General features: G+C 53.6%; 12 protein-coding genes. 10 read left to right on the top strand and 2 right to left on the bottom strand.

The annotated features are described in order from the left end of the window. The first annotated feature begins 140 nt into the window (after positions 1-140). From AYW79_RS13605 to AYW79_RS13575, 7 genes are all read left to right on the top strand, one after another. Positions 141-320, top strand: a complete 180-nt coding sequence (locus AYW79_RS13605) for a hypothetical protein (RefSeq protein ID WP_067566992.1) — start codon at positions 141-143, stop codon at positions 318-320. 74 nt (positions 321-394) lie between these two features. Continuing rightward, the gene (locus AYW79_RS13600) at positions 395-1,102 is read left to right on the top strand and encodes a M23 family metallopeptidase (RefSeq protein ID WP_067566990.1); all 708 of its coding nucleotides are present in this window, start codon (positions 395-397) and stop codon (positions 1,100-1,102) included. 283 nt (positions 1,103-1,385) lie between these two features. After that, positions 1,386-1,694 carry a sporulation transcriptional regulator SpoIIID gene (gene spoIIID, locus AYW79_RS13595; protein WP_067566988.1) on the top strand — a complete coding sequence of 103 codons (309 nt, stop codon included), beginning with the start codon at positions 1,386-1,388 and terminating at the stop codon, positions 1,692-1,694. Between the two features lie 84 nt (positions 1,695-1,778). After that, positions 1,779-2,825, top strand: coding sequence for a rod shape-determining protein (gene mreB, locus AYW79_RS13590; protein WP_067566986.1), 1,047 nt, complete (start codon positions 1,779-1,781; stop codon positions 2,823-2,825). A gap of 73 nt (positions 2,826-2,898) precedes the next feature. Then, complete coding sequence (locus AYW79_RS13585; protein ID WP_156481912.1) at positions 2,899-4,110, top strand: flagellar basal body rod C-terminal domain-containing protein; 1,212 nt, start codon at positions 2,899-2,901, stop codon at positions 4,108-4,110. 27 nt (positions 4,111-4,137) lie between these two features. Beyond that, complete coding sequence (locus AYW79_RS13580) at positions 4,138-4,956, top strand: flagellar hook-basal body protein (RefSeq protein WP_067566982.1); 819 nt, start codon at positions 4,138-4,140, stop codon at positions 4,954-4,956. Between the two features lie 244 nt (positions 4,957-5,200). Continuing rightward, positions 5,201-6,013, top strand: coding sequence for an RpnC/YadD family protein (locus tag AYW79_RS13575; protein WP_067566980.1), 813 nt, complete (start codon positions 5,201-5,203; stop codon positions 6,011-6,013). A 66-nt stretch (positions 6,014-6,079) separates the two neighbouring features. Here AYW79_RS13575 and AYW79_RS13570 read toward each other — a convergent pair whose 3' ends face one another. Continuing rightward, a complete protein-coding gene (locus AYW79_RS13570) occupies positions 6,080-6,646 on the bottom strand; it encodes a sigma-70 family RNA polymerase sigma factor (RefSeq protein WP_067566979.1) in 567 nt (188 codons plus the stop codon). Between the two features lie 229 nt (positions 6,647-6,875). Between AYW79_RS13570 and AYW79_RS13565 the strand changes: the two genes are divergently transcribed. Further along, a complete protein-coding gene (locus AYW79_RS13565; RefSeq protein WP_067566977.1) occupies positions 6,876-7,469 on the top strand; it encodes a hypothetical protein in 594 nt (197 codons plus the stop codon). Here the strand turns inward: AYW79_RS13565 and AYW79_RS13560 are convergent. Continuing rightward, complete coding sequence (locus AYW79_RS13560; protein WP_067953314.1) at positions 7,445-8,083, bottom strand: IMPACT family protein; 639 nt, start codon at positions 8,081-8,083, stop codon at positions 7,445-7,447. The genes AYW79_RS13565 and AYW79_RS13560 overlap by 25 nt on opposite strands. Before the next feature lie 73 nt (positions 8,084-8,156). Between AYW79_RS13560 and AYW79_RS13555 the strand changes: the two genes are divergently transcribed. Further along, a complete protein-coding gene (locus AYW79_RS13555; RefSeq protein WP_067566975.1) occupies positions 8,157-9,323 on the top strand; it encodes a glycosyltransferase family 4 protein in 1,167 nt (388 codons plus the stop codon). Positions 9,324-9,998: 675 nt separating this feature from the next. Beyond that, on the top strand, positions 9,999-13,115 hold the full coding sequence (locus AYW79_RS13545; RefSeq protein WP_067566959.1) for an S-layer homology domain-containing protein: 3,117 nt from the start codon (positions 9,999-10,001) through the stop codon (positions 13,113-13,115). Positions 13,116-13,243 lie beyond the last annotated feature (128 nt).

Genomic DNA, 13,243 nt, shown 5'->3' with positions numbered 1-13,243 from the left:
AATACGCACCTGAAGCTGGTTTCGTCGCACTGAAGCTGGAGTGTCGTGCCGCGATTTTACCGTAAAAGAAGATGAAACTGTCGGGGAAATCCTGACAGTTTTTTTCTGTTTGGGGAACCCTAGAGTATGGAGGTGTTACCATGCAAAGGATTCTCAATTTGATGAGTTCCTATTGGGAAATGGTGAAACGCGGCGCGACACTAACCTATCTGCCGGAAGCGGCCGATGCGATCTATGCGGCGCCAGAGATGGAAGCGAACGCGGTGGGAGGAGAAGGAACGACCGCTGATGAAGAGAAGGAGGAGATGCCTCTTTACTAAAAAGAATAGAATTGTGTGTCAACCTCGTTTAAGACTACCTCAATCTGGCAAGAATGCGGAGTGAGGTGATTGAGATGAATCATGATGATGATCGTCAAATCGGCGCTGAGACAACGGAAACGCCAGCGCCTGAACAAGATTCACACGAAGGAACGCGCATGACGCGGCGCGGCTGGTTTCGCTCAAAACGTGTGGTGTACCCGGCACTCTACCTAACGGTTGCTGCCTTGATCATTGGCCTTATGTATGTTCAAACACATCGAGAATATGCTGGGGTCAAACCGAGCGCGACGACGCCTGTGACAACGGTTTCTAGCAACACGTGGGGGTGGCCTGTTCCATCTACGCTGAGTGGAATGAGCATTGAGCGCGGTTACTATGACCGAACGGCGCCTGGCGTAACCACTACGAGTCTCGCAAAAGAACTCGTCTACTTCGACAACGGGTACACGGGATCGACGGGCTACGACTTTGGTGTGGCAAACAGCAGCAAGCCATTCCCTGTCGTCGCGGCAGCAGGCGGTACGGTGACAGATGTGCATGACTCACTGCTGATGGGCGAGACGGTGGCAATCTCTGACGGAAATGGGCTCAGCACAATCTATCAGTCGCTGGGCGCCGTGAAGGTAAAGGTTGGAGAGCATGTCGCGCAGGGACAGGCGATTGGAACGAGCGGATTTAACGCTGAGGAACAGTCGCTTGGCAACCATCTCTTCTTTGAGGTTCAAAAGGATGGCGCATACGTGAACCCGGCTACAGTGCTCCCCAAAACGCAGGTTTAAGTTGATAAGGTTGCGGGTCGCGCGCATCCGCAGTTGGATTCAGAGAAACACGCAGATGCTAGAGTTTGCCGAGTGCCTCTAGCAATTAAATGAAACGAAAAGGTCGCCCCCAAAACAAGGTCGGGCGACCCTTTCTATGCTATTAAATCGGGATGATAGAGGGAGAATGGACGAGCAAATAGGCGATATTCAGAGATAATGCACAGCGTGTACGGAGATCAGGCATACGCTAGTCACCCCCTCATATACTGTAGCAGACTTGCGACAGTGGGGAGGCGAGGGTGTGCACGATTACATTAAGGAGCGCACGATCAAAATCGGGGAGTACATCGTCGAAACGCGCAATACGGTTCGCACGATCGCCCGTGAATTCGGCGTATCCAAGAGCACCGTGCATAAAGACCTGACAGAGCGGCTGCCCGAAATCAATCCGGATCTAGCGAATCGTGTCAAGGAAATTCTTGAGTACCACAAATCGATTCGCCACCTGCGGGGGGGTGAGGCGACGAAGGAAAAATACAGAAAGGATGAGCCGACGACGAAAATTACGAAAAAACTCTCACTGGCGAGAGGATTTAGCAGTCGAGTGTAGAACAGAAACTAAAGCGTGATGTACGTTTGCATCGTCGCCTAAGCGGTTGCGCTTAGTTTGGTTGATGAAGGGAAATTTGAAAGTATGTTTGGTCGGGATATCGGCGTCGATTTAGGAACTGCGAATGTACTTGTTCATGTAAAGGGGAAAGGGATTGTCCTCAACGAACCTTCTGTCGTCGCGATTGAGAGTCATACAAAGCGCGTAGTGGCAGTCGGCGAAGAAGCGCGCCGGATGCTCGGGCGCACGCCGGGCAACATTGTGGCGATTCGTCCGCTGCGTGAAGGGGTCATTGCGGATTTTGAGATTACGGAGATTATGTTGAAACACTTTATTGCCAAAACGATCGGGAAAGGACTTTTCTCTCGCCCCCGCGTCGCGGTTTGTATCCCTGCAAACATCACATCGGTGGAGCAAAAGGCTGTCCGACAGGCCACAGAGGCCGCGGGCGCGAAACAGGTGTATCTGATTGAAGAACCAAAGGCCGCTGCGATAGGCGCCGGAATCGATATTACGAAACCGAGTGGCAGCATGGTCGTTGATATTGGCGGAGGTACGACGGATGTTGCCGTATTGTCTCTCGGAGACGTCGTCACCGCCTCTTCTATTCGGATCGCAGGGGACAAGTTCGACGAGGCGATTGCCCGATATATAAAACGCCAGCACAATCTTTTGATTGGCGAGCGCACTGCGGAAGATATAAAGATTCAAGTGGTGTCTGTATTCCCGACAGGACGGAACGAAGAGATTGATGTGCGCGGACGGGATATGGTGTCGGGGCTCCCAAAAACCGTAATGATTCGCACCTCGGAGCTTGCCGTAGCGCTCGAAGATTCGGTGCAGTCGATCGTTGCGACCGCCAAGAGTGTGCTTGAAAAAACGCCGCCGGAACTCGCGGCAGACATTTTTGATCGCGGGATTGTCTTGACGGGAGGCGGCGCGCTGGTGCACGGAATGGACAAGCTCATGATGGACGAGCTTCAGGTGCCTGTGTACGTGGCGGATGATCCGATGACGTGCGTGGCGCGCGGAACGGGCGAGTTTCTCGACAATATTGACAGGTGGGGCAAGCCGTCCACCTCGATGACGACGCGTGCGCCGCTAAGGGATCTGCGCGGTCGCGGCTTGTGATGTGTGTGAGCACTGCGGACGCGGCTAAACCTGTGCGCGTGTAGAATCCGGTTTGCGCCCTGTCGGGGCGGGATTGAAATGGGGGATTGAAGCGATGGATGGACTCTCTTCAGCTGCTTCAGGGATGCTCGCGGATGAGCGCCTGCAACAGGTGATTATGAACAACATTGCGAACCTCTCGACGCCTGGGTTCAAACAGTCGTCGGGGCAGTTGATGTCGTTTCCAGAGCAGTTGGCACAGCGCTACTCGTCAGGCTCAAACGGGGCGGGCGCGGTTACGCTTGGCATGATGCAAAACGGGGCCTACTTTCAGGAGTCCGTTTCAAACTTCTCGCCGGGTCTAACGCAGACGACAAACCGTCCGCTCGACCTCGCGCTGATTGATCCCGCGGCGACAGGCGACACAGTGTACGCGCAGACTGCGAAGGGTCCGGCGCCCGTGAGCACGACGCAGTTTATCGTTGGACGCGGCGGGGTGATTGAGACGGGGGCGGGGCAGCCGATCTTGCCGGTTGACGCGAATGGCAGTCCGATTGCGGGGGCGCGCGTACTTGTCAATCCTGCGTATCACGGCGCAGCGCTTTTTGGCGCGGCGGGCAGTCCTGTGGTTGACGCGCAGGGAAACGAGTCGTACCGCGTGGTGTCAAAGACGGGGCAACCGCTCGCGGTCAATACGCCAAACGCGCAGGCGGCGGTGCAGATCGTCTCGTCACAAACGGGCGGTATCCACGCGTTTTTTCCGGTGCTAAACGTCGATGCGCAAGGGAATACGCGACTGGCGCTTACGCGGGATGGACAGTTGTCAGTCGGCAGCAACGGATTTCTCATCAGCTCGACGGGGCAGGCGCTGCTCGGTACGGGACCGAATGGACAGGTGCTGCTTGGCTCGCGGATTAAACTGAACCCAGCGTATCAGGGGACGACGATTTTTTCTCCGACAGGCGCGCCAGTCCTTGATCAGGCGGGGCACCCTTCGTATACGGTTGTGAACGCGAACGGGCAACCGCTGGGTGGGGCGACGTTTGCACCGGTCAACGTGGATGTCCAAACGATTCAACCACTCGGCGCAAATGAGTATGTGCTGACGCCGGCTTCAACGCTCTACCGTTCTAACGCAACGGTGAAGTCGGGCGCGCTTGAATCGTCAAACGCGAGCGGGACACAAAACATGGTGAATATGATCGACGTGTATCGCAGCTATGAGGCGAACCAGAAGATGATTCAGTTGATCGACAAGACGCTCTCGAAAACGGTACAGGATGTCGGAAGTGTGCCCAACCTATAGTTTATATGAGCGAAAGGGTGAGACATCGTGGGACTGCTCAGCACGGCGGCGTCCGGACTGCAAGCGCAGACGAATCGCCTTGATATGATCTCAAACAATATTGCAAACCTCGATACCGTTGGTTATCAGTCGGTCGATACGAATTTCGCCAACACGCTCACGCAAGTTTATGGGCAGTCGCCGGTCGCCGCCAATGTCCCGGGACGTCAATCGCCGCCCGGACTCTCACTCGGCACGGGCGTATACGCATTGACGCCAACGCGCTCGTTTACGCAGGGGGCGATCGTACAAACGGGCAACCCGCTTGACTTTGCCATTGGCGGAGGGGGTTTCTTCACGGTTCGCGCGGCGAATGGACAAGCGGCGTATACGCGCGCAGGGCAAATGCAGTGGAGCGTCGATGGCCGGACAGGTCATATGATTCTTACAAATCAAAACGGGAATCCGCTACTTTTGTCGAATGGGCGCGTCATTGACGGAAACGCGATTCAGACGAACACGCTCTCTGTTTCTCCGTCAGGCGTGGTCACCGCGAAAAGTACGGCTGGGGCTGTCGTGCGCCTCGGGCAATTGGGGCTTGTCGAGGTCGCGCACCCCGGAAGCGCGCTGCACAGTCTGGGCGCCGATCTGTACGGACTAAATCCGGGGTACACGGCTACGCCGATAACAGCGGGTGCCGCGGCTGCGTCTGCCATTGGGCAGGTGCAAAGCGGCGCGCTTGAGATGTCCAATGTGAACCTGACCGATCAAATGACCTCGATGGTTGTGACACAGCACGACTTTGGCATGGCGTCACAAGCGGTCAATATCGCGGACAAGATGATGGGGCTCGCGAATTCGCTGTAGAAGCGGGCTTGTGGGTGGAGGCGGTGTGTTTGAAACGACAGTACGCCATGCGCTCTTAACTCAAACGAAGACATGAATCACCTTTCGGATAGGACAGCACGATATAAGCTCACGGTTTCAAATGACGGTTCATCGATTCGGGTGACGCATTTTGGAACTGTGAGCTTTTTTATAGCTGGATGGGGATGCGGCAGACTTTTCACGCGAATCGTATGATCGTATAATAGATAAAGGACGGTGCTGAATGCCGCGCAATGGATCGGACATTTTGCTAAAGTATTTGGTTGGGGCGTTTCACGATGCAGCGCTTGATTGGATGGGGATTCACGATGAAAAAATCGTGCGCGCGTATCCTACGGAACTTGCCAATGTCGAGATTCGGCAGAACTTTTTGGATCTTGCATTTGAAACGGATCGCAGTGAACTTCTTCACTTTGAGTTTCAGACGACGAAGGAAACGAATCTCTATCGATTTTTGCTTTACGATGCACACCTATCAGCGCAGTACCGAAAACGTGTACGCACAGTCGTGTTCTACGTGAAGGATGTGGTTGCCGCGCCTGATTCTATGGATGCGGGTGGGATTCAGTACAAAGTAGAAAATGTATATTTGAAATCCCGTGACGCGATTCGCGTGTTGGAACGCGTGGAGCGACAGTTGCAAAATGACGATTGGCAGCCAGAGAGCCGTTTTGATTTAGCGTTTGCACCGCACATGAGCCACCCAGGATTCTCGGATCGCCAGATTGTGCAGAGAACGGTGGAGTTAGCAATGTCGATTCCAGACCAAGATGAACAAAATTTTATGGCGGCAATTCTTCTTGAGTTGAGCGGTAAAATGATGGAAGAATCGGACGCGAAAATTCTTAAGGAGGTTTTGAGAATGCGAAATATTGTAAAGGAAATTGAAATAGAGGCGGAGGCGCGTGGGGAAGTCTTAGCCAAAATGGAAATCGCGCGAAACATGCTGCGTAATGGAATGAGTGTTGATACCGTGGTTGCCATGACGGGTTTGGATCAAGAACAGGTGAAAGAATTGCAAAATGGTTTGAATTAGCAATCTGCGCGATGGTTAGGCGAAAGGGGCGTCGGCATCGCTCGCCTACCCCCGCGCCGTGTTCGTCTACTCCCCTTTCTCCAAGCGGATTTCAGTCTGCAGTTTCTTGCGCGCCCGCTTCAGCCACGTTTTGGCGGTCTCTACGCCCACGCCGGACTGTTCCGCTAACTCGCGCATCGTGCCTGATGTCGCGAGCACAAACTCCATCGCCTGTCGCTCACGCGGGGACAGCCTTCCAAATAATTGTCGCAATTCCACGTGATCAAACGGTATGCGCGCTTGCACATCCGGCCAGTCAAACGTGATTCCATCCTCATCTGCCGAATCATACACATCACGCTCCGAAGCGCGGGCACGCCGCCTTGTCTCTGTGCGCAGTGCAGCATAGAGACGCACCTTCAAAAAGTGTAGGAAATAGACACCCCGCTCCGCATCAAAGTCGCGAATTGCGCCGAGCAACGCCTCGTAGCCGATTTGTACCAAATCATCCCGATCCGCAGGGCGTGAAATGGCTCGATACGTGCGCATGGACGACAAGATCATCGGGGTCAGTGCCTCACAAAGGATCTCTGCCGCGTCGCGGTCACCCTGCTTTGCTCGCAGTACATAGGCATTCAGTTCATCATAATTCATCGTATTCTCTTTCCGGACCGGTCCTATCCACGTGGCGCCCAAACGAATCGTATGCAAAAATCGAGCGAGCGTACAGGTGGCAAGTTTATGAAATTAGCAATAAAAAGGAGTGAATCATACAAAACTATATGCCCATATCCTATACATCATTGTAAACATGAACTCATAATTGTATGGTTTTTATAAATATCCGGGAATTACACACCTACTGTGAGATGAGGGTTTATGGATGTCAAATCAAATCAGACTGCGCGACGTCTCAGCAATCTGCCCCACCTACGACACGGGAACTGGGCTTACATCACGCGTGATCCTGCGCGACGGGAGTGTGCGGGAGGAGAGGCGAAAGCCGATGAACCTTTTGCGCCTTTTGCTTCGCGAGGACGGGATTGACCCGAAACTCTACCGAAAGGCGCGCCGCTCTGAGCGTGGCTATCACCATGTGCCGCTCGTCGTTCGCGGTGGCTGTTTCGTCAGTTTCAAGTTGATAGCGCCGCGCGTGACAGGCGATCCGGTCTATGGGTACGTGGCGCTCGACCAGATTGAAGCTGTGGATGAGAGAAATGACACGGCGCGCGTGATCCTGCGTGGTGGACACACGCTTGTGACAACGCAGCGACCAAAGAGCGTGCGGGAGCAAGTCGATTGGGGCAGGAGTGAATTGGCGCTGCAACGTGCGCGGGAGCAAACAGGGGCTGATCGCATGATGGAGCGCATCGCGGAGGTGGTCGCCGGATACGAGTATGCTGCGCCGACCTGGGAACAGATTGCGGCGGTGGTGCTCATGATGGTGAAAGGTCAGAGCAAGGGGAGCAGGGTTTGAGCGCGCGGTTCGGGCAGTATGTGAAGCTGCGCGTTGGCTGAGAGCAGCGCTGAAAGCAGCGGCACATCGATGGCAGGCGCAATCACGGTGAGCGTGACATCCTCCGCAAATGTTGCCTCGATCCGCCAGTCATGCGCTTCGAGTGCGGCGCGCACGCGATCATACAGCGCATAGGGGACGTGGACATCGTACTGATGGTGGAGTGCGTACGTGAGCACGGTCGCCTCGCGGATCGCGGCAGACACCGCTTCCGAGTAAGCTCGGACAAGCCCGCCTGCGCCGAGCAGCGTGCCGCCGAAATAGCGGGTGACGACGGCAAACACGTCGACGAGGTGATGCGCCGCAAGCACGTGGAGCATGGGGCGTCCGGCGGTACCGGAGGGTTCGCCGTCGTCATGGCTGCGCTCGATTCCACTTTGTAGGCGAAGCGCACTACAGTGGTGGGACGCGTCAGGTTCACGCTTGCGAATCGTCCGCAACATCTCTGCCGCCGTCTCTTCGGTCGTGAGTGGCGCGAGGTCGCAGAGAAAGCGCGACTTTTTCTCGACGAGTTCCGTGTGGACAGGTTCTTTCACGGTGCGATAGGATACATGGCGAGAAGGTTCATCCGTCACAGGATCACGCTCCTTTCTACACTTGAATGGGTTTTTGAGATGCAGCTCGGCGAGATGAAGGGGATGGGTTTGATTGTACAAGACAGAGGACGGCGTGCAAAATCCAAAGGAATTGCGCCCTCATGCGCCGTATCGTGTCATTCAGATCATTGGTGCGGGCGAGTATGGCGGAGCGGAGGTGTACGTGCGCCAGATGATGATCGGAATGCGTGAAAGCGGCATCGCGACGGAGGCGCTCGTCTTCTACGACAGGACATTTGCGGAAAAACTGCGCGGAGATGGGTTTGCGGTGACAGTTGAAGCCTCCTTCATACGCGCGTTTGGGCTGCTGCGAGAACGGGCCGCGGGTGGGGAGCAACTCATCCTGCACACACACGGAGTAAAGGCGAGCCTGCTCGGGCGCGCCGTCGGGGAGCGGACGGGCACGCATGTGGTGACGACGATCCACAGCGATCTCGCGCTCGATTATCAGGGGCGAAAAGGTGTCTTCTTTCGCGGTCTGGAGCGTATGACGCGCGGCATGTCCATGCGGATCGTTGCAGTTTCTGAGCCGCTCGCAGAAGTGCTTCGCCAACGCGGGTACGAGCGCGACCGGATACGCGTGATTGCGCCGGGGGTCGCTCTCGCTGAGGCGCGGGACAGCGCACGTGAGGCGGTGGGGCGTGTGGATGAGATCGCCGCGCTTGGAATGCCTGAAGACGCTTGGGTGATCGTGTGTGTCGCGCGGCTGCATGCGGTAAAGGATCACGAAACGCTGATCCGAGCCGTCAGCGCGCTTCCCGAGGTGCGCGGCCGAGCCGTCACGCTGTTGCTCGTCGGTGAGGGTGAGGAGCGTGAACGGTTGGAGGCGCTTGGCGCTTCGCTCGCGCCGGGGCGCATCTTTTTCGCAGGAGCGGTCGATCAGGTCGATCTGTATCTTGCGCGTGCGGACGTATTCGTGCTGACGTCGCGGATGGAGGGATTTGGGCTCGCCGTAGCAGAGGCGATGGTTGCGGGGCTTCCGGTCGTCGTTTCGGATGTGGGTGGACTTCGCCAGGTAGTGCCGGAGTCAGGCGTTCACGGAATACGTGTTGCCCCGGGGGATGCGGACGGGTTTGGCGCTGCACTTCGCGAGCTCTTAGAAAGCGACGAGCGGCGCAGTCAGATCGCAACGCAAGGGCAAGCGTACGCTGCGACGCACCTCTCGACAGCGCGCGTGCGCTCGAGTGTGGAGCAACTCTATGAAGAAATCGCGCGGTGAAGACGATAGAACTGTGATTCGATTAAGAAAATATGTAAAAATTATGGAAAACAAATTGAATGTGGTAAGATCTACCCAAAAACGAAACAGTTTGCTCGAAGACTGGTAGGCAAGAGCACGTTCGTTTGCTACACTAAGGCAGACGAGCAACGTGTGCCCGTCTTTTTCGCAGCGATGAATCGAAACCGCTGTCTGAAAGACGAACTGCCTAAGATTCACTGTGTAACCTGTAGATTGCATGCAATACCAAGTTTCGGTGGTTTACCTCACAGAACATTGTCAGGTATACTCCGTTATGCGAAGACGCAATCGAGTCTTCCGGTAGATTTGTAGAATGTGAACGAACCGATGTATAATCGATGTAACCATATTGCAATCTCGTTCGTCTAACCCACGAACGCAAAAAAAGTGCAGGTGTGTCCGGCGGGCTCGGGCACTGAGAGGAGGGATGTCTACCTGTGATGATACGACTGAGCGAAACGCTTGGACCGGAAAGACGATCGCGTGGACGGGGAGAAGTACTGGCGTTCAGTCTCACGGAGAAGCGGGAACTCAGAAACGGCGTGACAGGGAGATAGAGACAACTCAGTCGCAGGGCGTTCTGTTCACACAGAACTATCCTTTCCCTTCATTTCAGCTTTTATTCTTAGTGGTCAATACAGAGGAGGAACCAGATTGAAACGCAGTCGTCTTACTAGCATTGCGGCAGCAGCGCTTGTCATTGGTACAACGCTCGCACCTTCCGCATTTGCAGCTCAAACAAGCTCTTACACAGACGTCACAGCAACGACACCGGGCTACTCGGCGATCCTTGATCTTTCCAACAAAGGCATCATGCATGGCTACAGCGACGGCACATTCCGCCCGACAGATTCCATCTCGCGCGGCCAATTCCTCGCGTACTACATGCTTGCAGTCGAAGGCGTCACCGGTGTAAAACCTGGTGCGAACGCGCAATACTACAAAGACATCGCGCCTGGCAACTGGGATTTCAACTATGTTGGCGCAGCGTATGAGAACAACTGGATCAACCCGTACTGGGTCGGTATCTTCACAGGCGGCAACTTCAACGAGAACTACCAAGCTTCCTACGGCGACATCGCTTCCTTCTTCGTGAAGTCGATGGAAGTTGCGGGCAAAGTAACCTTGCCAGCAGGCGTAACACCACTCAGCTATGCGTACAGCATCGGCTTGTTCCAAGGCACGCCTTACACGCCGACCACCACGCAAAAGTGGGTAACGCGCGGCGACGCTGCGATCATCCTTGAGAACATTCTCAGCTACACCAACGGCACGCTCTTGCCGCAAGGCGCGACAGTGACCGTCAGCGGTGGCACAGCAATGTCACCGAATAGCAACGAAACGCTCTCAGTGAACGTCATGGCTGGCAGCAGCACAGTGACGCTTCCTTCGAGCGCGATGGTAACGTACGCATTTGCTTCGGGCAGTGCAACAACTGGTTTCTTTGGTCAGCAAATGGGTGCAACAACAAGCTTTATTCCAACTGCGCCTGGCACGTACACAATCGTTGCAACGGTTGACGGCGTTCAGTCTGCACCGTTCACGGTCAATGTATTTGGCCAAGCGGCTGGCGTGAAGTTATCGGCTTCGAGCACCAGTGTTGTTGCCAATGGCGTTTCGCTGAATAAAGTAACAGCAACCATTGTAGACGGTAATGGTGTTCCTGTTACTAACTTTAGTGGTCAGGCTTCACTGAGCGTTACAGGTACAGCTGTAACGACAGCATTGACAACAGCTACTTCACAAGCTGCTGATCTCAGTGGAACAACGCTTTCATTTACAAGCGGTGTAGCGACGTTCTATGTACAGTCTGAAAATATCCCGGGATACACATCCACAGTTTCGCTTTCGGGATTGACAGCGGCTAATGGATCAAGTGAGTCGTCTACGATTTCATACTCGCCTTTGACGTTGACTGCAGTACCGCAAACACCTACATCAATCGTGGTGTCTGCAGCAACAAGCACATTGCCTGTGAATAACAATACTGGCACAGACGCTGTTACGGTAACTGTAGAAGACCAAACAGGTAACCCGATGATCGGTGGAACGTACAACCTCAATGCCTCCGTTTCTGGTGGCGGGGTATTCTCCAATGGTCTGACTACGGAAACGGTAACATCTTATTATGGTGGTACCGCCACGTTTGTTGTTGATGGCGTACAGGGTAAAACTGGCACCTATGTTGTAGCAGTTTCCGGTACAGGATTGAAGACTGGTACGACTAATATTACTGCTGCAATTGCTGGTAACCCAACAAAATTGTCTTTGAGTGCATCATCTGGAACTTTTGTTCAAGGTGGAGCGGCAAATCAGATTGATTACACCATTAGCCAGCTTGATGCAAATGGAATTACTGCTATTAATCCACAAACGACAGTTATTCCAAATGTTGTTGTTAAAAACAGCGCTGGAACAGTTGTAACGAACGTTTATGTGCAACCAACAAATGCAGCTGGTGCAGTGGTTGGCACAGCTGTATCGGCTAACACCTCAGGTGTTTATGTTCTTCCTGTAAATACAACAAGCTTTGCAGTTTGGGATTCGAGTACATCTGCAGATGCAGGAACGTATACCGTAACTGTTTCTGACGGTGAAACGACCAATGCATTGGGAGCATCGAATCCTGTGACTGTGACAGAGTTGGCAAATGCGTCATCTCCATTATCAGAGAGACTCTCGGTCACGCCAGCTACAAATGTGCTTCGTCCAAATGCATTGTCTACTAACTTGACAATTGCCGTGACAGATCAGTACGGTAATCCGGTTGCGAGCGGAGTAACTCTTACAGTTTACGCTCAAGGTAAGCTTGGATCTGCATCTTTGGATGGCCAACCGTATGCACCTACTTCTATGAGTGCGACGGTAACAACTAATGCAAGTGGGCAGATCGTAATTCCATTTGCGGCACAAGATTACAATGGTGCTACTTGGACAATTACTGCAGAAGGTACTGGATTTGCTAATGCAAGTACATCTGTCTCTGTACAGGATTATCCGGCTGCTTCGTACCAATTCTTGTTAAAGGATGTTTCGCCATCCTCTACAACAACGTACAGCAACAACACTGTTTACGCCAATGCTGGTGATACACTTGAATTTGCTACGTTGGCTAGTGGCAACCCAGTAACTCCATTGGCTGATACAGGGTTTGATATTAACAATAATCCTGTACTTGTGAACGGGACAGACAATGTAACGGTTACTATCAATCATGCTTCCGGATTGCTTTTAGGGGCTACTGTGCCAAGTGGAGTATCTGTTTCGAATAATTCAACGACAGATGTTACCACAATTACAGGTACTTTGGCTGCAGTGAGTGGATACTTGAATAGCATGACAGCACAGATGGCTGGACTGACAACAGTAAGTATTGTTGACAACAGCACTGGTGCTCGTGGCGCTGCAAGTATTAACATTGAGCCTTCTAATGTTGCGAAGCAGGTTGTTCTCTCGGGTGTATCTTCTGCGACAGCATTGACCATTGGTGATTCTTATCCAGTCACGTATACGCTGACTGATGTAGGTGGTAACCCTGTTGTAGCCCCATCTGCAGGTTATGTTGTGAACGTAGTTGCGCCTGCAGGCCTTGAGTTTATTGTGAACGGTGTAGCTTCGCAAAGTGCATCAATCACAATCGCTGGCGGCACTTCTTCAGCAACTGCAACATTGGTTGATGTAGCGAATTCTGCTACGATAACTGGTAATGTTACAGGATCGGTTTATCAAAACACTACGATCACCGTACCTACTGTAACATTGACCTACTAAGATTTACTTCAGTACTAAAAAGTACGCAGCAAAGGATTTCCTTTGCTGCGTACTTTTCTATGTACGCCCGGCATGGGCGGAATCTATAGGGTGCAAGTCCCGAACGGGGGTTGGCGACAGACCTACCG

The organism is Ferroacidibacillus organovorans (assembly GCF_001642725.1).
In the GTDB taxonomy this organism is placed as follows: domain Bacteria; phylum Bacillota; class Bacilli; order Alicyclobacillales; family SLC66; genus Ferroacidibacillus; species Ferroacidibacillus organovorans.
This window is presented reverse-complemented; position numbering and strand designations above follow the sequence as displayed.